Source organism: Microbacterium sp. B35-04, from assembly GCF_010634885.1.
Lineage (GTDB): Bacteria > Actinomycetota > Actinomycetes > Actinomycetales > Microbacteriaceae > Microbacterium.
This window is the reverse complement of the sequence record NZ_MWLP01000030.1, coordinates 1-26,189: the sequence shown is the minus strand read 5'-3', so window position 1 is coordinate 26,189 and position 26,189 is coordinate 1. Positions and strand designations below refer to the sequence as shown.

28 protein-coding genes and 1 pseudogene are annotated in these 26,189 nt (G+C 69.9%); 5 read left to right on the top strand and 24 right to left on the bottom strand.

The window, feature by feature from the left end:
• Positions 1-45: 45 nt before the first annotated feature.
• From B1729_RS08060 to B1729_RS08045, 4 genes are all read right to left on the bottom strand, one after another.
• Positions 46-1,128, bottom strand: coding sequence for a hypothetical protein (locus B1729_RS08060; RefSeq protein ID WP_163631883.1), 1,083 nt, complete (start codon positions 1,126-1,128; stop codon positions 46-48).
• Positions 1,103-1,708 carry an RNA polymerase sigma factor gene (locus B1729_RS08055; RefSeq protein ID WP_163631880.1) on the bottom strand — a complete coding sequence of 202 codons (606 nt, stop codon included), beginning with the start codon at positions 1,706-1,708 and terminating at the stop codon, positions 1,103-1,105. Before B1729_RS08055 ends, B1729_RS08060 begins: the two co-directional genes overlap by 26 nt.
• 72 nt (positions 1,709-1,780) lie before the next feature.
• Positions 1,781-2,230 carry a hypothetical protein gene (locus tag B1729_RS08050; RefSeq protein WP_163631877.1) on the bottom strand — a complete coding sequence of 150 codons (450 nt, stop codon included), beginning with the start codon at positions 2,228-2,230 and terminating at the stop codon, positions 1,781-1,783.
• Between the two features lie 9 nt (positions 2,231-2,239).
• On the bottom strand, positions 2,240-2,809 hold the full coding sequence (locus tag B1729_RS08045; protein WP_163620228.1) for a GNAT family N-acetyltransferase: 570 nt from the start codon (positions 2,807-2,809) through the stop codon (positions 2,240-2,242).
• 94 nt (positions 2,810-2,903) lie between these two features.
• Here B1729_RS08045 and B1729_RS08040 point away from each other — a divergent pair, with 94 nt between their 5' ends.
• Entirely contained in the window at positions 2,904-3,380 is a 477-nt protein-coding gene (locus tag B1729_RS08040; RefSeq protein ID WP_163631874.1) for an NUDIX domain-containing protein, read from the top strand.
• 41 nt (positions 3,381-3,421) lie between these two features.
• Here the strand turns inward: B1729_RS08040 and B1729_RS08035 are convergent, their stop codons facing one another.
• The 9 genes and pseudogenes from B1729_RS08035 to murC all read right to left on the bottom strand — a co-directional run bounded on the left by B1729_RS08035 (position 3,422) and on the right by murC (position 11,316).
• A complete protein-coding gene (locus B1729_RS08035; protein WP_163631871.1) occupies positions 3,422-4,342 on the bottom strand; it encodes an RluA family pseudouridine synthase in 921 nt (306 codons plus the stop codon).
• Positions 4,343-4,598: 256 nt separating this feature from the next.
• Positions 4,599-5,129 (bottom strand): annotated as a pseudogene (gene lspA / locus B1729_RS08030) (signal peptidase II); the annotation flags it as partial.
• Between the two features lie 3 nt (positions 5,130-5,132).
• Positions 5,133-5,705: a DivIVA domain-containing protein gene (locus B1729_RS08025; protein WP_163620234.1), complete on the bottom strand. Its 573-nt coding sequence runs from the start codon at positions 5,703-5,705 to the stop codon at positions 5,133-5,135.
• Between the two features lie 138 nt (positions 5,706-5,843).
• Positions 5,844-6,143 carry a YggT family protein gene (locus B1729_RS08020; RefSeq protein ID WP_163620236.1) on the bottom strand — a complete coding sequence of 100 codons (300 nt, stop codon included), beginning with the start codon at positions 6,141-6,143 and terminating at the stop codon, positions 5,844-5,846.
• Between the two features lie 9 nt (positions 6,144-6,152).
• Complete coding sequence (sepF, locus tag B1729_RS08015) at positions 6,153-6,617, bottom strand: cell division protein SepF (protein ID WP_163620265.1); 465 nt, start codon at positions 6,615-6,617, stop codon at positions 6,153-6,155.
• A 32-nt stretch (positions 6,618-6,649) separates the two neighbouring features.
• Complete coding sequence (locus B1729_RS08010) at positions 6,650-7,336, bottom strand: YggS family pyridoxal phosphate-dependent enzyme (RefSeq protein ID WP_239539538.1); 687 nt, start codon at positions 7,334-7,336, stop codon at positions 6,650-6,652.
• A 19-nt stretch (positions 7,337-7,355) separates the two neighbouring features.
• Positions 7,356-8,507, bottom strand: coding sequence for a cell division protein FtsZ (ftsZ, locus tag B1729_RS08005; protein WP_163620240.1), 1,152 nt, complete (start codon positions 8,505-8,507; stop codon positions 7,356-7,358).
• Positions 8,508-8,676: 169 nt separating this feature from the next.
• Positions 8,677-9,819, bottom strand: a complete 1,143-nt coding sequence (locus tag B1729_RS08000) for an FtsQ-type POTRA domain-containing protein (RefSeq protein WP_163631865.1) — start codon at positions 9,817-9,819, stop codon at positions 8,677-8,679.
• A 6-nt stretch (positions 9,820-9,825) separates the two neighbouring features.
• Entirely contained in the window at positions 9,826-11,316 is a 1,491-nt protein-coding gene (murC, locus tag B1729_RS07995; protein ID WP_239539536.1) for a UDP-N-acetylmuramate--L-alanine ligase, read from the bottom strand.
• A gap of 107 nt (positions 11,317-11,423) precedes the next feature.
• Between murC and B1729_RS07990 the strand changes: the two genes are divergently transcribed.
• Both B1729_RS07990 and B1729_RS07985 read left to right on the top strand, forming a co-directional pair.
• The gene (locus B1729_RS07990; RefSeq protein ID WP_163620243.1) at positions 11,424-12,338 is read left to right on the top strand and encodes a hypothetical protein; all 915 of its coding nucleotides are present in this window, start codon (positions 11,424-11,426) and stop codon (positions 12,336-12,338) included.
• Positions 12,335-12,709, top strand: coding sequence for a GntR family transcriptional regulator (locus tag B1729_RS07985; RefSeq protein ID WP_163620245.1), 375 nt, complete (start codon positions 12,335-12,337; stop codon positions 12,707-12,709). Before B1729_RS07990 ends, B1729_RS07985 begins: the two co-directional genes overlap by 4 nt.
• Here the strand turns inward: B1729_RS07985 and B1729_RS07980 are convergent.
• The 10 genes from B1729_RS07980 to B1729_RS07935 form a co-directional block, all read right to left on the bottom strand.
• Positions 12,695-13,792, bottom strand: a complete 1,098-nt coding sequence (locus tag B1729_RS07980) for a UDP-N-acetylglucosamine--N-acetylmuramyl-(pentapeptide) pyrophosphoryl-undecaprenol N-acetylglucosamine transferase (protein WP_163631862.1) — start codon at positions 13,790-13,792, stop codon at positions 12,695-12,697. The two genes, B1729_RS07985 and B1729_RS07980, sit on opposite strands and share 15 nt — an antisense overlap.
• Positions 13,793-13,934: 142 nt before the next feature.
• Positions 13,935-15,212 (bottom strand): putative lipid II flippase FtsW, encoded by a 1,278-nt coding sequence (gene ftsW / locus B1729_RS07975; protein ID WP_163620249.1) that lies wholly within the window; start codon positions 15,210-15,212, stop codon positions 13,935-13,937.
• A complete protein-coding gene (gene murD / locus B1729_RS07970) occupies positions 15,163-16,716 on the bottom strand; it encodes a UDP-N-acetylmuramoyl-L-alanine--D-glutamate ligase (RefSeq protein ID WP_163631859.1) in 1,554 nt (517 codons plus the stop codon). The genes ftsW and murD overlap by 50 nt, the downstream gene beginning before the upstream one ends.
• Positions 16,713-17,825, bottom strand: a complete 1,113-nt coding sequence (gene mraY / locus B1729_RS07965) for a phospho-N-acetylmuramoyl-pentapeptide-transferase (protein WP_163631856.1) — start codon at positions 17,823-17,825, stop codon at positions 16,713-16,715. The genes murD and mraY overlap by 4 nt, the downstream gene beginning before the upstream one ends.
• Positions 17,822-19,237 carry a UDP-N-acetylmuramoyl-tripeptide--D-alanyl-D-alanine ligase gene (gene murF / locus B1729_RS07960; protein WP_163631853.1) on the bottom strand — a complete coding sequence of 472 codons (1,416 nt, stop codon included), beginning with the start codon at positions 19,235-19,237 and terminating at the stop codon, positions 17,822-17,824. The genes mraY and murF overlap by 4 nt, the downstream gene beginning before the upstream one ends.
• Positions 19,238-19,278: 41 nt before the next feature.
• The gene (locus B1729_RS07955) at positions 19,279-21,066 is read right to left on the bottom strand and encodes a penicillin-binding protein 2 (RefSeq protein WP_163631850.1); all 1,788 of its coding nucleotides are present in this window, start codon (positions 21,064-21,066) and stop codon (positions 19,279-19,281) included.
• A gap of 48 nt (positions 21,067-21,114) precedes the next feature.
• On the bottom strand, positions 21,115-21,741 hold the full coding sequence (locus tag B1729_RS07950) for a hypothetical protein (RefSeq protein WP_239539534.1): 627 nt from the start codon (positions 21,739-21,741) through the stop codon (positions 21,115-21,117).
• The gene (gene rsmH / locus B1729_RS07945; protein WP_163631847.1) at positions 21,738-22,706 is read right to left on the bottom strand and encodes a 16S rRNA (cytosine(1402)-N(4))-methyltransferase RsmH; all 969 of its coding nucleotides are present in this window, start codon (positions 22,704-22,706) and stop codon (positions 21,738-21,740) included. Before rsmH ends, B1729_RS07950 begins: the two co-directional genes overlap by 4 nt.
• A 122-nt stretch (positions 22,707-22,828) precedes the next feature.
• Entirely contained in the window at positions 22,829-23,260 is a 432-nt protein-coding gene (gene mraZ / locus B1729_RS07940) for a division/cell wall cluster transcriptional repressor MraZ (protein WP_163620259.1), read from the bottom strand.
• A 195-nt stretch (positions 23,261-23,455) separates the two neighbouring features.
• Positions 23,456-23,821 (bottom strand): DUF3040 domain-containing protein, encoded by a 366-nt coding sequence (locus B1729_RS07935; RefSeq protein WP_163620261.1) that lies wholly within the window; start codon positions 23,819-23,821, stop codon positions 23,456-23,458.
• A gap of 63 nt (positions 23,822-23,884) precedes the next feature.
• Here B1729_RS07935 and B1729_RS07930 point away from each other — a divergent pair, with 63 nt between their 5' ends.
• On the top strand, positions 23,885-24,979 hold the full coding sequence (locus B1729_RS07930) for a polyprenyl synthetase family protein (protein ID WP_239539532.1): 1,095 nt from the start codon (positions 23,885-23,887) through the stop codon (positions 24,977-24,979).
• Between the two features lie 76 nt (positions 24,980-25,055).
• On the opposite strand, the gene B1729_RS07925 is transcribed toward B1729_RS07930, so the two are convergent.
• Complete coding sequence (locus tag B1729_RS07925) at positions 25,056-25,406, bottom strand: Rv2175c family DNA-binding protein (RefSeq protein WP_239526216.1); 351 nt, start codon at positions 25,404-25,406, stop codon at positions 25,056-25,058.
• 200 nt (positions 25,407-25,606) lie between these two features.
• On the opposite strand from B1729_RS07925, the gene B1729_RS07920 reads away from it, so the two are divergent.
• The coding region (locus tag B1729_RS07920; RefSeq protein WP_163631845.1) for a LysM peptidoglycan-binding domain-containing protein at positions 25,607-26,189 on the top strand (583 nt) is incomplete at its 3' end.

Below are 26,189 nucleotides of genomic sequence, written 5' to 3'. Positions count from 1 at the left end.
GGATGCCTCCGCCCGGCGCCCTCGCGGCCGGCTCCCGGTCCGCGATCAGGGCGCCGAATCGACGATCGAGACCGTCGACACCGTACGACTCTGCCAATCGGGGACGCCCTCGAAGGACACGGGCTCGTCGTACTCGCCCATCCCCCAGTTGGTCGACTGCACGACGTAGCCGCGTGCGGTGTCGAGCACGAACTCCACACGAGCCGGTCCCGCTTCGAAGTCTCGCTCGTATGCGAGCGTGGTCAGGTCACCGTCGGTCGCGACGACTTCTACACCCGGAAGGGACGCGAACGCTCTGAGCATCCCGGCGCGCGCGGTCGCCGGCGCCAGGTTGAACGACATGAGGTCACCGATGGTCTCGATGAAGAAGTGCGCCATGCCGTCGGGCTCCCCCTCCGCGCCATACCGCTCCTCGAACCACGCGACCACCCCGTCGGGATCCGTCGGCATGTCCTCGTACGTCTCGCGGCCGTCCAGGTAGTAGGTCACCACGTCACCATCGCGACCGCCTTCGGCGACGCCTGCGGGGTACCGCGTGATGCCAGCCAATCCCAACCCTGGGTTCAGCTCACGACTCCACGCCTCGGCGGCCTCGGCGGCACGCGGGCCGACCGACTCCGTGACTTGGTAGGGACTCCGCTCGCGCACCCATTCACCCGCGGGGTCCGCGGGCACATAGACGCTCGACTCATCCTCGATGAGGATCACGGCTTCCGCCTCCGAGCGGAAGGCGTTGTTGAACTTCGCACCGGCCGGCATCTGCTCGTCGTACGTCGTGAGCGACGTGAATGCGGTGTTGACCCGTGTGTAGCTGCCGGCCGGCACGACTTCCTCTGCGGCCCGAATGCTCGCCGCCGCCGCCTTCTCCAGCACCTGTGCCGCAGCCGACGCTGTCGGCGCTGTGGCCGGCACCGCGACGAACCCGATCACCAGTGCCGTCGCCGCCAGCCCGCCGGCCAGCGCCGAGCCGCCGATCCAGCGGACGGTGCGGCGGCGGGTGGCCGCGGCATCCGCTCGCACCTCCCGGGCGATCTCGCTGAGCAGCGCCCGTCGTGCGGCGCCGATCCCCTCGTCGGAAAGGGTCGGGGCGTCCCGCCCGAGGTCACGCACTCGTTCCATAAGCTCCATCGGTCTCCTCCTTCGCGATCCACGTGAGTCGGACGGACGCGTGCGACCCCGGCGGCGCGAGCTTGCGCCGCACCCGGTTCAGGCGCGATCGCACGGTGCCGACGGGAACCCCGAGCGCCATGCCGATCTCCTCGTAGGTGAGGTCGCCCCACGCGTACAGGAGCAGCGTCTCGCGGTCTCGCGCGGCCAGCGCCGCGATGCGCGGTGCCAGCGCACGCACGGCGGACGAGGCATCCGCCCGGTCACCGGCCGCCTCGATCGCGCCGTCACTCGTGTGATCGCCGCGGGAGACGGATGCCTCGAACGAGCGCCACTGCCGGGCTTCTTCGGTGCGATGCTTCTTGATCACGCGCGACGCGATGCCGAGAAGCCAGGGCTTCGCCGATTCCCACGTGGCATCGAAGTCGTGCCGACGCCGGAACGCGACGAGCATCGTCTCGCTCAGCACATCTTCCGCGGCGTGGGATCCGACCCGGCGGGCGGCGAACGCCCCGATCACCCGTGCGTGCCGCTCGAACACTTCCGCGAACGCGGAGGGTGCATCGACGGACCGGCGGATGATCTCGCTGTCTGTACTCACAACGGGTATTGCCGGATACTGCGGGGACGGTTCACGGAATCTCAGAACTCGGTCTCTCAGAAAGTCGGTCGCTCAGAAGTCCTCATCGAGCGCGTACTGCTGCTGCCATGAGTGCGGCCGGTCGATGCCGAGGCCGTAGAGGTACCGAATGAGCTGGCCCTGATGCTGCGTTTCGTGCTCCAGGAGGGCGAGGACGTAGCGGAGCGAGTCCTCGTCGCCGGCGTCGATGCCGGCGACCCACTCATCGATGTCGGCGGCCGTCTGGACGAAGGCGGCACGGAGTGCCGCGGCATCCGTGGTCTCATCCCGCGCGACGGGGCTCGTGAAGCCCTGCCACTCCCCCGCGCGGGCGGCCTTCGGGAAGCTCTCGCGCGCGCCGAGCACGCACCACAGCTGGTGGCCGATCGCGTCGGACGGCAGATCGCGCAGATGCGAGCCCAGGTGCTTGGCCGGGATCGTGTCGACGAAGTCGAGGTAGAGCGTGTTCGCACGTTCGAGGCGGCGCTGCAGGAGGTGGTTCACGCGTCCACGCTAGAGGTCGCGCCGCATGAGCACACGGGGGAATCCCGAGAGCACCGACGTCGTGTCGGCCGCCTTGGCGAAACCGGCCTGCTCGAACAGGCGCCGTGTGCCGACGTAGGCCATCGTGAGGTCCACCCTCGCATCGCCGTTGTCGACCGGGTATCCCTCGATCGCGGGAGCGCCGCTCTGCCGCGCGAAGTCGACGGCTCCGTCGATGAGCGCATGCATCACACCCTTCTTGCGGTGGCCCGGCCGCACCCGGAAGCACCAGAGCGACCACACGTCGAGGTCGTCGACGTGCGGGATCTTGCGGAACGTCGCGAAGTGCGTGCGGGTGCGGGGTGCGACGGCCGCCCAGCCGACGGGCTCGTCGCCGTCGTATGCGAGCACGCCGATCGGACCCTCCTCGTCCATGAGCCGGCGCACGCGTTCGGCGCGCTCCGGCCCGCGCAGAGCGGTCGCCTCCTTCGCCGGGATGCGGTAGCTCAGGCAGAAGCACACGTTCGACTGCGGGTTCTTCGGCCCCACCAGAGCCGCCACGTCGTCGAACACCGTGGCCGGCCGCACTTCGATCGCCATGCGACCAGTGTGACCACGGCATCCGACATCCGCCATACGCCGACACCGCCGTGGCGGCACCTGCCGACGCGCCGGCCCGCAATACGGTGAGTGCATGCCGACCCCCGACTTCGTCCTCGATCTGCGCCGATTCGTCGGCACCCGCCCGCTGCCGCTCGTCGGTGTGACCGCTGTCGTGCTCCGCGAGGGACAGGTGCTGCTCGGGCGCCGCAGCGACAACGGGCACCTCACACCGGTGACGGGCATCGTCGACCCGGGCGAGGAGCCCGCCGATGCCGCGGTGCGCGAGACGCTCGAGGAGGCCGATGTCGTGTGCCGCGTCGAACGGCTCGCGTGGGTGCACCAGATCCCGCGGGTCACTTACCCGAACGGCGATCAGTCCGACTACCTCGACCTCACCTTCCGCTGCACGTGGGTGTCAGGAGACCCGTACCCGGCAGACGGCGAGATGACCGAGGTCGGCTGGTACGACGTCGATGCGCTCCCGGAGCTCGAGCTGCCCGACATGCGCCGGCGGATCGAGTTCGCGCTGCGCGACGAGCACGCCGCCTGGTTCGAGGGCGGCCTCTGACCGGTCACCCGCACCGCGCGGAGGCGTGCGGACGCGCGCGATCAGTCGCCGCGCAGCACCTCGAGCGCGTGGGCGAGGTCGGCGGGGTACGCCGAGGTGAAGGTGACCCAGTCCCCCGTGGCCGGGTGGGCGAATGAGAGCTCGTGCGCGTGCAGCCACTGCCGGGTGAGGCCGAGTCTCGCTGACATCGTCGGGTCGGCGCCGTAGAGCGGATCGCCGACGCACGGATGCCGGTGGGCGGCCATGTGCACCCGGATCTGGTGCGTGCGACCGGTCTCGAGATGGATCTCGAGCAGCGACGCACCGGGGAAGGCCTCGAGCGTCTCGTAGTGCGTGATCGAATCCTTGCCGTCGGGGGTTACGGCGAACTTCCATGAGTGCGAAGGATGCCGCCCGATGGGCGCGTCGATCGTGCCGGCGAGCGGGTCGGGGTGCCCCTGCACGACGGCGTGGTAGATCTTCTCGACCTCGCGCTCCTTGAATGCGCGCTTGAGCGCGACGTACGCGGACTCGGTCTTGGCGACGACCATGAGCCCGCTGGTGCCGACGTCGAGGCGGTGTACGACGCCCTGGCGCTCCGCAGCGCCTGTCGTCGCGATGCGGTAGCCGGCGGCGGCGAGGGCGCCCAGCACCGTCGGGCCCTCCCATCCGAGCGAGGGGTGCGCGGCGACGCCGGTGGGCTTGTCGACGACCACGATGTCGTCATCGTCGTAGACGATGCCGAGGTCGGGCACCTCGACCGGAATCACGCGAGGCTCTTCCTTGGGGGTCCACGCCACGTCGAGCCAGGCCCCGCCCCGCAGCTTGTCGGATTTCGAGAGCGTGCGCCCGTCCATGGACACGCCGCCGGCATCGGCCACGTCGGCCGCGAAGGTGCGCGAGAAGCCGAGCATCTTCGCGAGCGCCGCATCGACGCGAGCACCGTCGAGCCCGTCGGGAACGGGGAGGCTGCGGGATCCCATGTCAGATCTCGGCGTCGCGCCCGGGCCGCCGGGTCTCCGGCTCGGCCTCGAACTCATCCGCCTGGCGCTCGGCCGCTTCCTCGACCGCGAGTTGCTCGCTCGCGCTCAGCGGCGGCAGACCGCGCTCGTCGGCCGGGATCCCGGCATCGGCGTCCGCTACGGGGAACGCGTTGCCGGATCCCGCCACTGCACCGCCCGGCGCGGACTGGTCACCCTCTGCGCCCAGCTGCGACTCCTCGTCGTCGCGGCCGCGATCGCGATCGCGCGAGCCGTCCATGTGCACCCCGACGAGGACCAGCAGTGCGATCGCGATCATGTCGCACACGATGAAGATGTCGGCGATGTTGTAGATCGCCGGCGACATGCCGGGGAAGAACCACATCCACGGCGTGTTGATGAAGTCGACGACGTGCCCGACGGCGAACCCGGGGTCACGGAAGAGCCGGTCGGTGAGGTTGCCGAGGACGCCGCCCAGGAGAAGCCCGAGCGTGACGGCCCAGAGCCGCGAACGCACCCGCGTCGCGGCCAGCCAGCCGATGACGCCCGCGACGCCGGCCAGTGCGATCGTGAAGATCCACGTGACCTCCTCGCCGAGCGAGAAGGCGGCGCCGGGATTGCGCGTGAGGTAGAAGCTCAGAAAGTCGCCGAGGACCTCGACAGGCTCCTGGAACGGCAGGTTCTCGAGCGCGAGGTACTTCGCCAACTGGTCGGCGGCCAGCACCAGCACCGCGAGAATCGCGATGATGGTGCCGGCCGCCGCCTGACGAAGGGGAGGTCGACGCGTCAAGGCCTAGAGGCCCAGCGCCGAGACCGGCTGGGCGCCGGACGTCGTCGCCGAGGTCTCGAGGTCGCGCAGCTTGCCCTCGATGTAGCTGCGCAGCTGGGCGCGGTAGTCGCGCTCGAAGTTGCGGAGCTCGGTGATGCGGCCCTCGAGCGTGGTGCGCTCGCGGTCGAGCTTCGCGAGCTCTTCGCGGCCGCGGGTCTCGGCCTGGGAGACGATCGAAGCCGCCTGCGACTTGGCGTCGGAGATGAGCTGGTCGCGCTGCGCGATGCCCTCGGCGACGTGCTCGTCGTGCAGGCGCTGGGCCAGCTCGATGATGCCCGCGCTCGCGGCGGGGGCGGCACCGCCGACCGGTGCGGCCTCAGCGACGGGAGCCGGAGCGGGCTCCGCGGCTCGTGCGGGCGCAGCACCCGACTCGTACGCCGCCAGCTTGGCCTTCAGCTCCTCGTTCTCGGTGAGAGCCTTGCGCCACTCCACGACGATCTCGTCGAGGAAATCGTCCACCTCGTCGGGGTCGAAGCCCTCTTTGAATCGGACGTGCTGGAACTGCTTGGTGACGACGTCATCGGGGGACAATGCCATGGTGATTCCTCTTTCGAGCGTCTGGTCGCTGGCCGATGTCGGGGCGACCGCCTGCTGGCGGCCGTTCGTATCAGCAAAGCATAGTCATCGGTTCTGCGAGTGTCGAAGGCGCGGCCCGCGTCACAGTGAGTCGCCGATTCAGCCCGCAAGTGTGCGCGTGATGCTGAGCAGGATGAAGCATCCCAGCATCGTCAGCGCGAACCCGAAGTCGATGGCGACGGCACCCACGCGCAACGGCGGGATGAAGCGCCGGAACAGCCTGATGGGCGGATCCGTGACGGTGTAGATGAGCTCGGCGACCACGAGCCCGGCGCCACGCGGGCGCCACTCGCGGTTGAAGAACGGGATCCAGTCGAGGATCAGCCGCGCGAGCAACACGAAGACATAGAGGAGCAGCGCGAGGTTGAGAATCGCTGCGATGATTTGGACGACTGCCACGTAGCCAGACTACGGCTGCGTGAAGGGGACCGACTCCGGATCCGCCTGCGGGACGGCCCCATCGCCCGATACGGCGACGTTCTCGGGCGAGAGCAGGAAGACTTTGCTCGTGACACGCTCGATGCGCCCGTAGAGCCCCAGCGACAGGCCGCTGGCGAAGTCGATCAGACGACGCGCGTCGGCGTCGCTCATCTGAGAGAGGTTGATGATGACGGGGATGCCGTCACGAAAGTTCTCGGCGATGATCTGGGCATCGCGGTACTGCTTGGGATGCACCGTCAGGATCTCGTTGATCGTCGCCGGTGCCGGCTGACGCACCACGGCGGGCCGGTGGATCGGTGTGATCGGAGCGGCCGGCTTGTCGACGACCTGCTCCGACTTGCGAGCACGCGGCTGGGGCGCAGGCTCCTCGTAGACCTCTTCCTCGTCTGCGAGTCCGAGGTACACCATGGTCTTCTTGAGCGGGTTCGACATCTGATCCTCCGTAGTGCTCATCTGTTCCGAGGTTAACCGCGTTGTGGCCTGGGGCCGGTGATTGCCGAACCGATGCGTAGGTGTGTCGCGCCCGCCGCGATCGCCTCGGCGAAGTCCGCCGTCATGCCGGCGGAGATCCAATCCGCCTCGGGCACGACCGCGCGCACGGTGCCGGCGAGGGCGTTCAGCCGGGCGAACGCGTCCGCCGGGTGCTCGTCGAGCGGTGCGACCGCCATCACGCCGCGTACGCGCAGCGAGCGCAGCGCAGCGGCGTGCGACGCGAGCGCCTCGAGCTCGCCGGGGGCAACGCCCCCGCGGCCCGGGTCGTCCGTGAGGTTGACCTGCAGCAGCACGTCGAGCGGGGGCTCCCCCGGCTCGCCGGCCGCGTCGAGCGCGTCGGCGAGCCGGGTGCGGTCGAGCGAATGGACGACGGATGCCGCGGCCCGGATCGCACGAGCCTTGTTGGTCTGCGCCTGCCCGATGAAGTGCCACCGCAGGCCCGCGAGATCGCCCACCTCGACGACCTTGCGGCTGAACTCCTGCTGCCGGTTCTCGCCCACGTCACGCACGCCGAGCGTGTACAGCTCGTCGACGAGCGAAGCGGGGTGGAACTTGGTCACCACGATGCGGGTGAGCTCCGAGGGATCGCGACCGGCCGCGCGTGCGGCATCCGCAATCCGCTCATCGATCACCGCGAGACGCGCACGGAGGTCTGTCACGGCCGGGCGTGCCGACGGCTTACTTGAGGAAGTCGGGGATGTCGAGATCATCGTCGCCGAACGCCGTGTCGTACGACGACTCGGTGACGGCGCCGACCGAGACGGGGACGGGCACCTGCTCGACGACATCGCGATCCTTCGCCGCTTCGTCGGCCGGGGTGGCCGGCACCGCGGGAGTCGAGACCACACGCGCGGCCGCGATCGGCTCGATGCGCTTCTCCGGCTCGCCGCCGTCGAAGCCGGCCGCGATGACGGTGACCCGCACCTCGTCGCCGAGCGTGTCGTCGATGACCGTTCCGAAGATGATGTTCGCCTCGGGGTGCGCGGCCTCCTTGACGAGCTGGGCGGCGTCGTTGATCTCGAAGATGCCGAGGTTCGATCCGCCCTGGATCGACAGCAGCACGCCGTGCGCACCCTCAATCGACGCCTCGAGCAGCGGCGACTCGACGGCGAGCTCGGCGGCCTTGATGGCACGATCTGCGCCGCGGGCCGAGCCGATGCCCATGAGGGCCGATCCGGCCCCCTGCATCACCGACTTGACGTCGGCGAAGTCGAGGTTGATGAGACCCGGCGTCGTGATGAGGTCGGTGATGCCCTGCACACCGGCGAGGAGCACCTGGTCGGCCGTCGCGAACGCCTCGATCATCGAGATGCCGCGGTCGCTGATCTCGAGGAGGCGGTCGTTCGGCACCACGATGAGGGTGTCGACTTCTTCCTTGAGCTTGGCGACGCCGGTCTCGGCCTGCTGCTGACGGCGGCGGCCCTCGAACGAGAAAGGCTTGGTCACCACACCGATGGTGAGGGCGCCGATGGACTTGGCGATCTTCGCGACCACGGGCGCGCCGCCCGTGCCCGTGCCGCCGCCTTCGCCCGCCGTCACGAAGACCATGTCGGCACCGCGGAGCGCCTCTTCGATCTCTTCGGCGTGGTCTTCGGCGGCGCGACGGCCCACTTCCGGATCGGCACCTGCGCCGAGCCCTCGGGTCAGTTCGCGTCCGACGTCGAGCTTGACGTCGGCGTCGCTCATCAGCAGCGCCTGGGCGTCGGTGTTGATGGCGATGAACTCGACCCCGCGCAGGCCGAGCTCGATCATGCGGTTGACCGCGTTGACGCCGCCGCCGCCGACGCCTACGACCTTGATCACGGCGAGGTAGTTCTGGTTCTGGCTCATGCCGGCCTCCGTAGCCCTGGACCTTTTAACCTTCAACCTCTAGTAGAGGTATAAAGAATTGCCCGGTATGCAATTCCTTGACTCGAAAGTAAGCGGACACTGCGCGCTCGGCCGCAACGGAACGGCGTGTCGCCGCATCCGGTCCCGGAAGTGGCCGTCAGGAGAAGGCTCAGCGCACGACGACGACCTCAGGCGACGTCACGTCGTAGGTCGTGACGTCCGCCGGTGGACGCTGGGCCATCATCTTGGCGAGATTCAGCGCCTTGTCCGCCGACCGGTCCGCGCTCCCCCACACCACCTGCGCATTCGACCCGCCGAGGGTGAGCGTCACGTCATCGGGGGTCGACGCGGTCACCTCCGTCACCTGTGCACGGATGTCGTCCGGCAGCGCGCGCATCACCTGTCCGGCCGCCGCGAAGGCGTCGGAGTCGATGCCGCCCGCGATCGCGAGCACGGGCATGCCGGCGCTCGGCGTCGCCGCCGTCGACAGCGCGACGCCCGCGGCGTCCACGAGCGTGTAGCCCGCGCGGGTCTCGATCAGGCCGATCGGCGTGCGCTCGACGATCCGCACCACGAGCTCATGGGGCGGCCGGGCCTCGAGGGCGTACGTCTCGATCAGCGGGAAGGCGACGAGCGCGGCCTTCACGGCGCTCTCGTCGACCAGCGGCAGAGGCGTGCCCAGCTGGGTCGCCAGCGCGTCGGAGATGTCGTCCGCCGCGAGCTGCTGCGCCCCGACGACCGAGATCCTCTCCACGCCGAAGAGCGGGCTGTACGCCGCACCGAGCGTTCCGAGCGCCAGGAGGAGGACGGATGCCGCGGCCCCGAGCCAGATCGCGCGCCGCCGTCGCTGTCGCACGGTGAAGCGGCGGATCTCGGCGCGCAGCGCCTTGCGACGGGCACGCGATGCCCGCCAGACCTCGCGGAAGCCGACGTCCCCGGCATCCGTCTTCGCGGCAGAGCCGGGTGCCCGCCCCGAGTCCGGTGCGGGGGCCGCGCTGGGCAGGGCGGTCGGCGATGACAGCGGGATGACCGGGGCCGTGTCGTTCCCGTCCGTCAGGGCGGAGTTCGTGCTGCCGGCCTGCGTCTCGCGGGCGGATTCAGTCGCGCGAGGCCCAGCCTCACGGAGGACGGAGAGATCCTCGGTCGGATGGTCCTCAACCGGACGATCCTCGATCGAGTAGTCGTCGGCCGGGGCGACGCCGGCCCAGTCGTCGCCGGCCGTGTGGTCGTCGGCCGGCGGGGTCGGCGCACCCGCACGCGCCTGGCCGCGCGAGGCGACCGGCGGCTGCGGCAACGGCGACGGGCGGCGCATGCGGTCCTACTCCGCGGTACTGGACAGGCCGGCGGGGCCCGACGGGTCGGCCAGGCCAGAAGGCCGGGCGGGAGTGAAGACATCGGGGCTCGTCGTTCCGCCGCGCGCGCGACCGAGCGCCTCGAGCACCTGGGGGATGATCAGGTTCACATTCCCGCAGCCGAGGGTGATGACGTAGTCGCCTGCGCGGGCGACCGACGCGGTGTAGTCGGCGGCCTCCTGCCAGTCGGGCACGAAGTGCACGTGCGACGGGTCGGCGAAGGCATCGCTCACCAGCTCGCCGGTCACCCCCGGCACGGGGTCTTCGCGCGCGCCGTACACGTCGAGCATGACCGTGTGGTCGGCAAAGCGCTCGAGCACGTCGGCGAACTCCTGGTACATGTCCTTCGTGCGGGAGTAGGTGTGGGGCTGCTGGATCGCGATGATGCGCCCGTCGCCGACGACCGTGCGCGCCGCGGCAAGGGCGGCGGCGACCTCGGTCGGGTGATGCGCGTAATCGTCGAAGACGCTTACGCCGCGCTCGACGCCGTGGAGCTCGAAGCGGCGCACGGTGCCCGCGAACCCCTCGACGGCGCGCACGGCCGGCTCGAGTGAATGGCCGAGTGTGAGGAGCACCGCGACGGCGCCGGCCGCGTTGATCGCGTTGTGGGCGCCCGGGATGGGAAGCTGCGCGTCGACCGTGACCCCGTCGTGGGTGAGGCGGAACGAGACAGGGCCGTCGGTGACGACGTCGGTGACGCGCACCGTCGCTCCCTCGGCCTCACCGAAGGTCACGACGCGCGAATGGGTGAGCTGCGCCGTCACGAGCTGGGCGCCGGCGTCGTCGGACGAGATCACGACCGCCTCGCGCGCCTCGTTCGCGAACCGGGCGAACGCGGCGTAGAAGGCGTCCCGCGTGCCCCAGTGGTCGAGGTGGTCGGGGTCCACGTTGGTGATGAGTGCGATCGACGTGTCGTACAGCAGGAATGTGCCGTCCGACTCGTCGGCTTCGATGACGAAGAGGTCGTCCCGCCCGCTGCCACTCGATACGCCGAGCTGCGCGATGACGCCGCCGTTGACGAACGTCGGGTCGACCCCGAGGTCGCGCAGCGCCGTGACGATCATGCCCGTCGACGTGGTCTTGCCGTGAGCGCCGGCGACCGACACGAGCCGGCGTCCGCCGATCAGCCAGTACAGCGCCTGCGAGCGGTGGATCACGTGCAGCCCGCGCTCTTTGGCCAGCAGGAACTCGGGGTTCTCGGGCCAGATGGCGCCCGTGTGCACGACCGTGTCGACGTCGTCGGAGAGATTCGCTGCGTCATGGCCGACGTGGACCGTCGCACCGAGCTCGGCGAGCTCGCGCAGCCCCTTGCTGTCGGCGCGGTCGGACCCCGACACGCGGATGCCGCGCTCGAGGAACATGCGGGCGAGCCCCGACATGCCGGATCCGCCGATTCCGATGAAGTGGGCGGCGGTGATGTCGTCGGGGATGGGAAGACTGAGATCGGGTCTGATCATGGCCCGTCAATCCTAAGTTGGGTGACGGTCTCCGCGGCCCCGGCGCGCTGAGCAGGCGCCTCGGAACTGTATTGACACATTGATACAAAACGTGACACGATCGCCTCATGCTCGATTGGGTCACCACATTCAACGGAGGCGTTCTCGCCGGAATCGCCGCGGTGGCCGTCATCGCCTTGATCGCTTCACGCGGTGCGGACTTCGGCGCGACGCCGGCCTACCGGACCGCGTTGCGTGCGCGTCTGCCGTTCGGTTCGGAGGCGATGGCCCTCAGCGTTCGCCACCGCACCAGATCCCTGCTCAGGGCGAATATGTGGGGTCTTCTCGCGACCGTCATCGCAGCGTCCGTGGTCTTCGCGGCTACCCCACTGTCGTCGAGCCCACAGTTCCTGTGGCTCGTCACGCTGTCGATCTTCCTCGTCGTCCTGACGGCGACGGCGGTGGTTGTCAACCTCCGCGAACGGCTCTTCCATCCGGCGCCCACGGCCGTCCGTGTCGCTCGCCCGCGCGCGCTCCGTGTCCGCGACTACGTCGGGCGCGGGCGCCGACTGACGCCGCCCGTCCTCCTGGTCGCCGCCACGGCGAGCTGTGCGATCCTCGCGGTCACTGCCGCGCTCCGCCCCGTCGATCGCGTTGAGCTGGTGCTCGCCTACACCGCGCTGGGTTTCGCCGTCCTCACCGCGGTCGGCGGCAGGTTCGCCGAGCGCCTCGTGCTCGCGCAGCCGCAGCCCGCCTCCGACACCCTCGAACTCGCATGGGACGATCTGTTCCGCGCGGACGCGCTCAGCGTGCTCCGGATGGGCGCGGCGACCGCGGCGTGGCTCCCGCTCGGATGCGCCCTCACGCTCAGCGCAGATGCCTGGCTGCTTCCAGGATCCAGCGACGTTTCGGCACTGTTCCCGTGGTGGGGTATCCCCGCGATCCAAGTGCTCTACACCCTCGGTCAGGGCAAGTTGCCTGCTTCGATCTACCCTGACTTCCTTCATCCGGCGACGCCCGCTTCAGAGGAGCAGTTCGCATGATCGTCATCGACCCGTCCTCGCCCGTCCCGCCGTTCGAGCAGCTCCGCGCCGGGCTGGTCGACTCCGTCGCATCCGGGGAGCTGGGTGCCGGCGAACGGCTTCCCACGGTCCGGCGCCTCGCCGAAGAGCTGGGCATCGCGCCGGGCACCGTGGCACGCGCGTACCGAGAGCTCGAGGCATCCGGCGTCATCGAGACCCGCGGCCGCAACGGCACGTTCGTGGCGTTCGACGCCGACCCTGCGCGTCAGCAGCTGCAGCGGGCCGCCGCCGCCTTCGCGGCCCAGGTGCGCGACCTGCGCCTCGACGCCGACGAGGCCCTCGCGATCGTCACCGCCGCGCTGCGCGGGGGCGAGACCTCACCCGCGTCCTGACTCCCGGAGCGCTTCGTCGATCATCTCGACAACGTTCTCGGTGCCAGTCCGGGTGCCGACGGATGCCGCAGCCGCCGCCATCGCGGCACGCCGAGCGTCGTCGGACAGCAGCGGGATGACCTCTGCGCGCACGCGGTCGCCGGTGAACTCGGCGTCCGGAATCAGCACCGCCGCGCCGGCGCGGATCGCAGACGAGGCGTTGAGCGCCTGTTCGCCGTTCCCGACCGCGTAGGGCACGTAGACGGTCGGGATGCCGAGCGCGCTGAGCTCGCTGACGGTCGCCGCTCCTGCCCGCGACACGACGAAGTCCGCCAGCGCGAACGCGAGGTCCATGCGGTCGACGTAGCGGCGCACGGCGTAGCCTGCGGCGCCCGGGTCGGGCAGCTCCGAACGCTCACCGGTCACGTGCAGCAGCTGCCAGCCGGCATCGAGCACATCGCGCCAGCCGGCGCCGTGGCCCTCACCGAACGCCGCGTTCAGGCGCTGTGCGCCGAGGGAGCCGCCGAACACCAGCAGCACCGGCTTCGCCGGGTCGAGGCCGAAGTGCGCGGCGGCCTCGGCGTGGAGCGCGTCGCGGTCGAGCGTGACGATCTCGCGGCGCAGCGGCATCCCGACGACACGAGAGCCCCTCAGCGGTGTGCCCTCGAAAGCGACCCCGACGCCGGCAGCCGACCGTGCGCCCAGCACGTTCGCGAGCCCGGGACGCGCGTTCGCCTCGTGCACGACGAACGGAACGCGCTCGCGGCGTGCCGCCATGTACGCGGGGGCCGACGCGTAGCCGCCGAAGCCGACGACGACGTCGACGCGGCGTGCGGAGATGTGCGCGCGCACCTGCGCGATCGCACGGCGGAACCGTGCCGGGAAGGCGGCCGCGGCCGGGTTCGGCCGACGCGGGAACGGCACCTTGTCGACGAAGAGCAGCTCGTAGCCGCGCTCGGGCACCAGCCGTGCCTCGAGCCCTTCGCGGGTGCCGAGCACGAGCACCTCGGCCTCGGGGTCCCGGGCCCGCAGGGCATCGGCGACAGCCAGGAGCGGGTTGACGTGTCCGGCGGTACCGCCGCCGGCCAGGAGGTACGTCGTCACTCCCCGAGCCTACCCGGCCAGGCCGACAGGGTTTGGGGCGCACGGCGGACGCTTGGGGCGCGCGTCACGCGCCCCAAGCGGTCCGCCGTGCGCCCCGAACCCGCACACACCGCACGACATGGACCCCGACGGATGCCTCGGCTCAGCGCACGGCGCGGAGCTTGGCGCGCTCGCGGGCCGCTCGGGCCTCGGCGATCGCCGCCTCGCGCCGGGCGACGGAGGCGGGCAGCGACCGCGCGAACGCCAGCAGGACGCCCGAGGCCAGCAGCACCGACACCAGCGAGGTGCCGCCCTGCGACATGAAGGGCAGCGGCACGCCCAGCACGGGGAAGACGCGCAGGACGACGCCGATGTTGATCAGCGCCTGGCCCACGATCCACACCGTGATGCCACCCGCGGCGATGCGCACGAACGGGTCGTCCGTCTTGCGGATGACGTGGAACGCGCCGACGGCGAAGAGCGCGAACAGCGTCAGCACGACGGCGCAGCCGATGAGCCCGAGCTCCTCCCCTACGATCGCGAAGATGTAGTCGTTCGCCGCGGCCGGCAGCCAGTCGTACTTCTCGCGGGAGTTGCCGAGGCCCAGACCGAAGATCCCGCCGCTGGCGAGTCCCCAGATGCCGTGCAGCGGCTGATAGCAGTCGTTGTAGTAGTCCGCCAGGCAGTTCGGGTTCAGGAAGCTCCAGAACCGCCGCATGCGGTCGGCGCTGGTGAGGAAGTAGAACGCGACGAAGCCGGCGGCCGCCAGCATCGGCAGGATGAACACACGCAGCTTCACCCCGGAGAAGAACAGCCCGCCGAGCACGATCAGGGCGAGGATCATCGCCGTGCCGAGGTCGCTTCCCGCGATCACCGTCGCCAGCGCGAGGCCCGCGACCGGAACCAGCGGGATGTAGACGTGACGCCAGTCGGCGAGGAGCGTGCGCTTGCGGAAGAGCACGAACGCTACCCAGATCGCCAGCGCGAGCTTGAGGAACTCCGACGGCTGCGCCTGGACGCCGCCGACGTTGATCCAGTTGCGGTTGCCGTCCATGTCGATGCCGAGCCCGGGAATGAACACCAGCAGCTGGAAGGCGATGCCGAAGATCAGCGCCGGCCACGCGATCTTCTTCCAGAAGGCGACGGGCAGACGGCTGGCGACGAACATCAGCGGGATGCCGATCACGGCGAACATGACCTGCTTGATCACCATCTCCCACGGCGCCTCGCCGGCGGCCGTCGCAGTGGCGGACGTCGCCGACAGCACCATGACGAGCCCGAAGACCGTCAGCAGGAGCGCCGTCGAGGCGATGAGCAGGAACTCGCTGGGCACCGGCGCGAAGACGCGGCCGAGCGACACCCGCGCGGCGAGTCCGCGGCGGGCGGGCGGTTCAGGCGGCGTCGGGGTCTGCCGGGTCCGCGGCGGCTGCGTCGTGGTCACGCTGCTCCCCCGTTCCGATCCGATCCCTCACCGCGGCAGCGAATCTGCGACCGCGGTCCGCGTAGGAGGCGAACTGGTCGAAGGATGCCGCAGCGGGAGCGAGCAGAACCACGTCCCCGTCACGCGCCACCCCTGCCGCCAGTTCGACGACCTGCGCCATGACCTCTTCAGTCTCAACGGCCTCGACCTCGAACACCGGCACCGCGGGCGCGTGTCGCTCGAACGCGGCGAGCACCGCCGCCCGGTCGACGCCGATCACGATGGCCGCCTTGGTGCCTGCGCCCCGGCCCGAGACGAGCTCCGACACGTCGACGCCCTTGAGCAGGCCGCCGACGACCCACACGGCACCGGGGTACGCCGCGAGCGACGAAGCCGCGGCGTGCGGGTTGGTGGCCTTGGAGTCGTCGACCCAGGTGATGCCCTCGTGCTGCGCGACGACCTCGATGCGGTGCGGGTCGAGCCGGAAGTCGCGCAGGGCATCGCGGATCGCCGCGGGTGCGACATCCATCGACCGCGCCAGCGCGGCGGCGGCCAGGATGTTCGCGACGATGTGGGGCGCGGCGAGGCCCTTCGCGGCCAGCTCCTCCACCGTGGTGAGCTCCAGCGCGCTGGTGCGCCGGTCGTCCAGGAAGGCGCGATCGACCACGATGCCCTCGACGACCCCGAGGTCGCTCGGACCGGGCACGCCCAGATCGAAGCCGATCGCGCGCGCCCCCTCGACCACCTCGGCGTCTTCGACCATGCGCTGGGTCGCGGCATCCGCCTTGTTGTACACGCACGCGACGCGCGTGTTGTCGTACACCTGCGCCTTCGCGGCGCGGTAGGCGTCGAACGAGCCGTGCCACTCGAGGTGGTCGTCGGCGAGGTTGAGACACACCGCCGCCCACGGCGACAACGGATCAGGCGAGTCCTGCAGCCCGAGGTACCAGAGCTGGTGGCTCGAGAGCTCGACCACCAGCGCGTCGAACCCGGAGGGGTCGCGCACCGCGTCCAGCACGGGAGTGCCGATGTTACCCACGGGGGCAGCCCTGAGGCCGCCGGCGACGAGCATGGTCGCGGTGAGTCGGGTGGTCGTGGTCTTGCCGTTGGTGCCGGTGATCAGGATCCAGTCCGCGGGCGTGCCGTCCGATCGCACCACCTTGTCGCGCACCCGCCACGCGAGCTCGACGTCTCCCCAAAGTGCGATGTCGTTCTCACGAGCCCACGAGATGACCGGATGCCGAGGCGCGAAGCCCGGCGACGCCACGACGACCTCCGGCGCGAAGTCCGCGAGCTCGGCCGGCACGGCGTCGAGGCTCCCGGTCCAGAGCCGCACCCCGATGACCGGCAGCAGGCGCTCGAACTCCTCGTCGGCGCTCTCGGTCACGACGAGCACCTCGGCGCCGAGCTCGGCGAGCGTGTCGGCGACGGAGAAGCCGGTGACCGACATCCCGAGCACCGCGACCCGCAGCCCTTTCCAGTCGGCGTTCCAGCTGGTGAGAGTGGACAGGCGTTCCGAGGTCATGTGCGCGAGAGCCATTCGACGTAGAAGAAGCCGACGCCCGACACCGCGAGGAGGCCCGCGATGATCCACATGCGCACGACGATGGTGACCTCCGACCAGCCGCGGAGTTCGAGATGGTGGTGGAACGGGCTCATCAGGAAGAGCCGCTTGCCGCGCGTGATCTTGAAGTAGAGGCGCTGCAGGATCACCGAGCCGGGGCCGATGATGAAGACGCCGGCGACGAGCACGGCGAGGAGTTCGGTGCGCGTGAGGATCGCCATCGCGGCGATGACGCCGCCGATGGCCATCGACCCGACGTCGCCCATGAAGACCTTGGCCTTCGGGGCGTTCCACCAGAGGAACCCGACGAGCGCGCCGACGAAGGACGCAGAGATGATCGCGAGGTCGAACGGGTCACGGGTCGGATAGCACGCGGCCTTGGCGGCCGCCGAGAGCCCCTCGCCACCCCAGCAAGCCTGGTTGAACTGCCAGAACGCGATGAGGCTGTAGGCGCCGATGACGAAGATGCCGGCGCCCGCCGCCATGCCGTCGAGTCCGTCCGTCACGTTCGTGCTGTTCGAGAAGGCCACTCCGATGAAGGTGACCCACGCCAGGTAGAGGATCCAGCCGATGATGAGCCCAAGCGTCATGAAGCCGAGCACGGGCACGTCGCGGAACACCGACACGTACGGCGAGGCCGGCGTCTGGTCGAAGTCGTTCGGGAAGTTCAGGGCCACGATGCCGAACGGCACCGTCACGATGACCTGGCCGACGATCTTGCGCCAGCCGCTCAGTCCCATGAACTTCTGCTGGCGCACCTTCATGTAGTCGTCGATGAAGCCGACCGCGCCGAGGCCCACCATCATCCAGATGACGAGCAGGCCCGAGATCGTCGGCGGGTTGTTCCCCACGTAGCAGCCGACCAGGTAGCCGACGATCGTGCCGACGATGAAGATGGTGCCGCCCATGGTCGGCGTGCCGCGCTTCGTCTGGTGGTTGGGGTTGCGGATGTCCTCCGGCGTGCGGATGACCTGTCCCCAGCCCCACTTGCGGAAGAGCCGCAGGAACACGGGGGTGAGGAAGAGTGTGAATGCCAGCGAGATCGCCGCCGCGGTCAGGAGAGATCTCACGAGAACGATTCTCCCAGACGATCGCCGAGGAACCGCAGCCCGGCCGAGTTCGACGACTTCACGAGCACGCGGTCGCCGTCGCGCAGTTCACCCTGGAGATAGTCGAAGGCCTCGTCGGCCGTCGCGAAGAAGACGGCCTCGTTGTCCCACGAGCCCTGGGCGACGGCTTCCAGGTACATCCGGCGCGCGGCGTCACCGACGACGACGATGCGCTGGATGCCGAGTCTCACGGCCAGCAGACCGACGCGGTCGTGCTCTTCCTCCGCGTATTCGCCGAGCTCGCTCATCGCACCGAGGACCGCAACGGTGCGCTCGCCCGGCCCGGTGATCTGGGCGAGGGTGCGCAGGGCCGCCGACATCGAGTCGGGGCTGGCGTTGTAGGCGTCGTTGATGATGCGGACGCGGTCCGACCCGAGCGGCTGCATGCGCCACCGCTCGGCGATCTCCACGGTCTCGAGACGCGCGACGGCGTCGGCGAGCGAGACACCGAGGGTGGTCGCCGCGGCGATGGCGGCGAGGGCGTTCATGACGTGGTGCTCGCCCAGCACGCGCAGGCGGAGCGGCAGCGAGATCCCGTCGGCGGTCACCGTGAAGGACGTTCCGGATGCCGTCACCACGACATCGTCGGCGCGGACATCTGCGGCGGCGGCGCCGCGGCCGAACCAGCGCACGGCAGCGCCCTGCTCGCCGGCGATCGGGGCCATCGCGGCGACGCGGGCGTCGTCCGCGTTGAGCACCGCCACTCCCCCGGCGCTCAGCGCCCGGACGAGCTCGGACTTGGCGTGGAAGGTCGCCTCGATGCCGCCGAACCCGCCGGCGTGCGCCATGCCCACCATGAGGACGACGCCGACATCGGGGTCGACGAGCCCTGCGAGCCGCGCGATCTCACCCGGCGCGCTCGCACCGAACTCGCTCACGAGGAACTCCGTGGTCTCGGTGACGCGCAGCATCGTCAGCGGCGCGCCGACCTCGTTGTTGAACGAGGCCTTCGGAGAGACGGCTTCGCCCTCGCCCTCGAGGATGCGGGCGAGCAGGTTCTTCGTCGTGGTCTTGCCGTTCGACCCGGTGATGCCGACGACGCGCAGGTCACCGGCATCCCGGACGCGCTGCACGACCTCGCGCGCGAGGTCTGCGAGGGCGGCGACCGCGTCGGGCACGACCACCTGCGTGACGTCGGCGCCGACCCGGCGCTCGACGATCGCCAGCGCCGCGCCCTTCTCGACCGCCGAGTCGACGAACAGGTGCCCGTCGGTCTCGTCGCCGGGCTTCGCGACGAACACGCCGCCCGGAGCGATGAGCCGGGAATCGGTGTCGACCGCTCCCGAGATGAGCGTGTCGGGCGTGTCGCCGTCGGCGAAGTGCACCTCGCCCGCGAGGGCACGGGCGATCTGGGCGATGGTGAGCGCGATCATCTTGGGGGTACTCCGGCCCTCAGCAGCAATCCGGCACAGGACTACCCGAACTTGGGCAGCAGCTCCGGCGACGTCGTCGAGGGCATGACGCGGTAGGTCTTGAGAACCTGGGTCATGGCCTTCTGGAACGCCGTCGCGTTGGCCGCAGACGATGTTACCTTCGTCGGCTCGTCCAGGGTGACGACAACCACGTACTGCGGGTCGTCGGCCGGCGCGAAGCCCACCATCGTCGTGTAGTAGACGCCCTGCTTGTAGCCGCCGTTGACCAGGTCGGCCTTCTCGCCGGTGCCGGTCTTGCCGCCGATGCGATAGCCGGGGATCTCGACGGTCTTGGCGTAGGGGGCCTGCAGGAACACGTTCTCGAGCATCTCGCGCATCTGGGCCGACGTGCTCTCGCTGACGACCCGCTCGGGCTCGGCGAGATCCGGCTCGATCACCGTGCCGTCGGGCTTGGTGCAGGACTCGATGATCTGCAGCGGCATCTTGACGCCGCCGTTGACGATCGCCCCGTACGCGCGGGCCAGTTCGGGCATCGTGGTGGTGACACCCTGACCGAACGAGGTGTTGTACGCCGTCTGCGCACCCCACTCCTCGACGGGATGGATCAGGCCGTTCGCTTCGAGAGGATAGCCGGTCGACGCGCCTTGACCGATGCCGAAGCGCTGGAAATAGTCGTAGCGCGTCTGGTTGTCGACCTTCTCGCTGAACTTCGAGATTCCGGCGTTCGACGAGTCGATCAGCACGCCGGTGAGCGTGTAGGTGTGCGCCGGGTGCTGGAAGGAGTCGCGCACGCGCGCGCCGTTGGGAAAGTTCTCCAGCCCGGACGCCACGACGGTGGAATCCGGCGACTGTCCGCCCGCGTCGATGACGGTCGCCGCGGTCAGGCCTTTGAAAGTCGACCCGGGTTCGAACGTCCCACGAAGGATCTGGCTGGTGCGGTCGTCCGCTGCGGTCGCGTCCACGTCGTTGGGGTCGACGGTCGGGTACTCGGCCGCCGCCCGCACCTTTCCGGTCTTGACCTCGTACACGAGGATCGAGCCGTGCTGCGCGGCCATGTTCTGCGTCTGCTCGGCGATGAGCTGCTGCAGGTACCACTGCAGATCCCGATTGATCGTCAGCTCCAGCGTGCCGCCGTCCGTTGCCGGGGTCTCGGTCTCGGTGCCGGGGATGACGACGCCGTCCTTGCCGCGCTCGTAGCGGCGCTCGCCGTTGGTCGCAGCCAGACAGTCGTTCTGCGACTGCTCGAGCCCTTCCAGCGCCTCGCCGTCCGTTCCCATGAAGCCGACCAGGTTGCCCGCGACGGCCCCGTCCGGATAGGCGCGTGCGGGGTGGGAGTTGCAGGTGATGTAGGGCATCTTGAGGTCGGCCAGGGCGCGGAACTGCTCGGTCGACACGCCGTTCCGGAGCTTGGCGTACCGCGTCTCCGGGTCCTCGGCGAGGGCGGTGCCCACGATCGCGCGCACCTCTTCAGGGGTCTGGCCGGTGATCTCGGCCACGTCGTTCGACACGTCCGCCCAGAGGCGCGATTCCGACTTCTCCGCGAGGACGTCCGCATCGGTCTGCGTGAGGAGGAGCGGATCGAGCTGGCAGTCGTAGCGCAGGATGCTTCCTGCCAGGGTCTGACCCGTCTCGTCGATGATCGTGCCGCGTGCGCCGTACAGCTTCTGCTGGCCGGCGAATGCGGTGTCGAGCGAATCCTTGACGTGGTCGTCGGCGTTCACGACCTGGATGTCGACGAGTCGCACGATGAAGCCCGCGAGGACGGCCAGGACGACGGCGAGAGCGACGACCGTGCGGCGGCGGGGACTTCTCGTGCTTCGTGTCGTCATGTCCGTCTCGTGCTCTGATCTCGCGTTCTCGTATCGGCTGCCGTCGGTTCAGTGTGTGCTCGGGGTGGGCAGTCCGTCGGTGAGGGGCGGCGGAGTGTTGCCGACTCCGCCGTCGGGCGTCTCACCAACGTCGACGGGGACGCCGTCGATCGTGGCGTCGGGCACCGTGACCAGCGGGGTGTCCGTGATGAGCGCGTTGGCCACCGCACCTCGGCCGATCGCGTCGACCGACGACGATCCCATCGCCACCTCCGACGGACCGAGGATCGAGCCGTCGCTCAGCCGCAGGTAACTCGGCGCCTCGTTGATCACCATGCCGAGCGCGGCGGCGTTCGCGGCGAGGTACTGCGGCGAGCTCAGCCCGGCGACGTCGTCGTAGAGGATCTGCTTCTCGTACGTCAGGTCGCGCTGCTCCTTGGTCAGGGCTGCGAGCTCGTACGTCCCCTGCGTCGTCATGATCGACAGCGACATCTGCGCCGCTGCGATGAGGAACGCCCCCATCACCGCGACGATCCCGTAGAAGAGCTTGGGCCGACGCCGGCGAGCCGGCGCATCGACGACCTGCAGACGCCGGCGCGGGGCATCCGCTCGATCCGGTGCGGCGCTGCCGACGGGTCGGCGCACAGCGGACCCCGAAAGGCTGGCCGCCGTCGTGGCGTTCGCGATCGTGCTCATGACGCACCTCCCGCGTGCTCGGGCCGGACGCGCTCGGCGGCGCGCAGGCGTACCGGTGTCGCGCGCGGGTTCACCGCGCGCTCCTCGTCGGTGGCGAGCTCGGCACCTTTGACGAGCAGTCGGAACTTGGCAGCATGTTCGGGAAGCTCGACGGGCAGGCCCGCGGGCGCGGTGGAAGCGGATGCCTCGGCGAAGGCGCGCTTGATCAGCCGGTCCTCGAGGGACTGGTACGACAGCACGACCATGCGTCCGCCGATCGGGAGGATGTCCAGGGCCGCGGGAATGGCGCGCTCGAGCACCGACAGCTCGCGGTTGACCTCGATGCGCAGCGCCTGGAACACGCGCTTGGCCGGGTGACCCGCGCGCTGCACGGCCGCGGGGGTCGCAGCCTGCAGGATCTCGACGAGCCGCCCCGACCGCTCGATCGGCGCCTGCGAGCGGGCCGCGATGATGGCCCGCGCGTAGCGTCCGGCGAGCTTCTCCTCGCCGTAGCGCTCGAAGATGCGGCGGAGGTCGCCCTCGCCGTAGGTGGCGAGGATGTCGGCCGCGGTCGTGCCCGCCGACTGGTCCATGCGCATGTCGAGGGGGGCATCCTGGGCGTAGGCGAAGCCGCGGTCGGCGACGTCGAGCTGCAGCGACGAGACGCCCAGATCGAACAGGATGCCGTCTGCCGCGGCGAAACCGCTGGAGGTGACGGCATCCGCGATCCCGTCGTAGACGGTGTGCACGAAAGTGATGCGATCGCCGAAGCGCGCCAGGCGCTCCCCCGCGATGCGCAGTGCATCGGTGTCGCGGTCGAGACCGACCAGGTGCAGGTTCGGGAAGCGCTCGAGGAACGCCTCGGAATGACCGCCCATGCCGAGCGTGGCATCGACGAAGACCGCGCCCTCGCGCTGGAGCGCGGGGGCGAGCAGCTCGATGCAGCGCTCGAGCAGGACCGGGGTGTGGATGTCGCGCAGGTTCATGGTCGTCGGGGCCTCCGGGGTCTTGTCTCCTGGGTCCTGATCCCCATCCGCTCTGACCTGGCACCGGGGAAGTGGCGACAGGGCGGGAGCGGCTGGGAGTCAGGGCTCAGGCGACAGGAGCCTCAGAACAGGCCCGGAATCACCTCCTGCTCCAGCTCGGCGTATGTCTCTTCGTTGGCCTCGGCATAGGTGTTCCATGCCGTGGCGTCCCAGATCTCGGCATGGGCGCCGACGCCGGTGACGACGAGGTCGCGCTCCAGGCCGGCGTATGCGCGCAGCGGAGGGGGGATCGTGATGCGGTTCTGACTGTCGGGCTTCTCGGCACTGGCACCCGAGAGGAACATGCGCAGGAAGTCGCGTGCCTGCTTGTTGGCGAGCGGTGCCTCGCGGATGCGGTCGTGCACCCGTTCGAACTCCTTCTCGCTGAACACGTACAGGCAGCGATCCTGCCCGCGCGTCACGACGACACCCCCACCGAGATCGTCGCGGAACTTCGCCGGGAGGATGACGCGACCTTTGTCATCGAGCTTGGGTGTGTGCGTGCCCAAAAGCATCGGTACATCACACCCCCTTCGTCCGGCCCCCCCGGGTTGTACGCCACTTTACTCCACTCTCCTCCACTTTGCTATCGATTCGATGACAATCCGCTCCCGCGCAGCGTCGCGCATGGGAATCGAGGGGGTTCTCGGGCAACAAAAAAGCACCGACCCGAAGGTCGGTGCTTCTCGTGCGGACTCAGCCGGCGATGCTCAGCGCTCGCCCTGCCGCTTGTCCCACCGGTCGTTCATGCGATCCATGAACGACGAGGCATTCTGCGGTTTTGCCGGTCGGTCGGGTTCGACGCGCATCTTGCCGGGACCGCGGCCCGGTGTAACGGCAAGGAGGACTCCGCCCAGCATCACGACGAAGCCGATGACGCCGACGACGATCAGCTGCTGCGAGACCCCGACGATGAGACCGCCGAGCCCCAGCAGCACGAGGATCGTGCCGTAGACGATGTTGCGATAGCTCAGAGTGCGTCCGTCGCGGGGCGCGCTGACGACATCCGCGTCGTTGCGCATGAGATGGCGCTCCATCTCGTCCAGCAGGCGCTGCTCCTGTTCGGAGAGTGGCATGCATCCCCCTCTGTACTTCGGTGGCTCGATTGTACGCGTGCCGTTCCTCACTAGGCTAGGCCCGTGTCCGCCCCCGCAGAACCGATCGAAGCCATTTCCCAGCGAGTGGACATGTTCATCTCGGCTCAGCGCGAGGACGTGATGGATGCCGGCGCCGAGGCGGACCGGTTCGTCTCCGCCGCAGCCGATGCGGCGACAGGCGGCAAACGACTCCGAGGGCGATTCTGCATCGCCGGGTGGAGGGCTGTGGAGGAGGCGTCGGCGCCGGCCGGCGACGCTCCGCATCCCGTGCTGGCAGCAGCCGCGGCGCTCGAGGTGTTCCATGCCGCCGCGCTCGTCCACGACGACCTCATCGACAACTCCGATACCCGCCGCGGCCGTCCCGCGGCGCACCGCGCGCTCGAAACCGGGCACCGCGTGTCCGGCTGGCTCGGCGATGCCGACGCCTTCGGTCGGTCGGGTGCGATCCTGGTCGGCGATCTCCTCGTGGCCTGGAGCGACGACCTCCTCGAGGAAGGGCTCGCCGAGACCACGCCCGACCGCGCAGCCGCGGCGCGCCGCGAGTACGCCCTGATGCGCCGCGAGGTCACGCTCGGCCAGTTCCTCGACATCGCGGAGGAATCGGCGTTCGCGACCGAGCCCGACGAGCGGCACGCCGAGCGGGCGCTGCGCGTGGCATCCTTCAAATCCGCGCGGTACAGCGTGCAGCAGCCTCTCGCGATCGGTGCGGCCCTTGCGGGAGCGGATGCCGCCCAGGCGGCCGCGCTGGCCGCGTTCGGGCATCCGCTCGGCATGGCGTTCCAGCTGCGCGACGACGTGCTCGGCGTCTTCGGCGACGAGTCGGCCACCGGCAAGCCCTCAGGGGACGATCTTCGCGAGGGAAAGCGCACCGTTCTCATCGCGTACGCCCGCGAGGCGCTCGCCCCGGGATCACGCCGCATCGTCGACGAGCTGATCGGACAGCCCGACCTCGACGCCGAGCAGATCGCGTCACTGCAGCAGACGATCGTCGACACCGGAGCGCTCGACCGCATCGAACGCCTCATCGCCGATTACGCCCGCGAAGCCGACCGCGCGCTGTCCGGTGCACGCCTCGGCAATGCCGCGGTGGGCGAGCTCCGCGATCTGGCGCGCGCCGCGACCGTTCGCACGACCTGAGCACCGGCCGTCGCGTGGCGACCGATCCTCGGGCGTCAGCTGGACCGCGCGCGCTGACCGGCTCGGCTGCCCCGGCTCAGACCACCGTGCGTGCGACCCGGCGCACCTCGCTCTTGCGACCGGCGAGGAGCGCCTCGATCGGCGGCATGCCGATGGACTCCTCGGGGCTGAGCAGCCAGTCGATCGCCTCGTCGTCCGAGAAGCCGGCGTCGTGGAGCACGAACACGGTGCCGCGCAGCGACGGCAGGGGATGCCCGTCGACGATGAAGACGGACGGGACTTTCAGCACGCCGTCGCGCTTGGACCCGACGAGCTGGAACTCGTCGAGCATGCGGCGCACCCGGCCGAGCGGTTCGCCGAGCACATCCACGAGGTCCGGAAGAGTGAGCCAGTCGGTCTCGAAGCGGGGAGCGTCGTCAGAGGTCACGGAGACAACTATCTCAGATGACGTGGGACCGAATGCGCTCGCACTCTGGCCACTCCAGTCACACAGGCCTCTTCTTATAGCAGGCGTTGACACCAATCGACTTCCGTGACACGGTCTTTCGAAGTCGACTGAGGGGGGAACTCGTGCGACAGGTGCGGAGTACCAGGAATACCGTCCATAGGAGCGCCGGCCCTTCGCGGGTGCTCTTCGCCGGGGTCCCGGTGGCCGTCGCCGGCTCGATCGCGCTGACGCTCTCAGCCGCTCCCGCGCAGGCCGCGACGGGGGACGCCGCCGCTGCAGCGGGCACGCGAGCGGTGGACGCGGTCCGGCCGGCCGACCCGCCGACCGGCATTCGCGGGGCGGCGCCCGAGATGGCGACCACGTCCGCATCCCACACGCTGACCCCCGCGCCGGCCGCCGCTTCCGCCGCGCCGGCCGCCGCCCGGATGGCCGCCGAGGCGGCACCTGCGACCTACACCGTCCAGCGCGGCGACACCGTGAGCCGCATCGCCGCGCGCTTCGGGCTGCGCACCGGCGACGTGCTCGCGCTCAACGGACTCGGCTGGTCGTCGACCATCTACCCGGGGCAGGTGCTGAAGCTCGGCGCCGCAGCCGCCGCACCCGCACCCGCGAGCCCCGCCCCGGCCCCCGCCCCCGCCCCGGCCCCGGCCGGCGGTGCCTACACGGTCCAGCGTGGGGACACGATCAGCGTCATCGCCCAGCGTCACGGCGTCAGCGTCAACGCGGTGCTGTCGGCCAACGGTCTCGGCTGGTCATCGATCA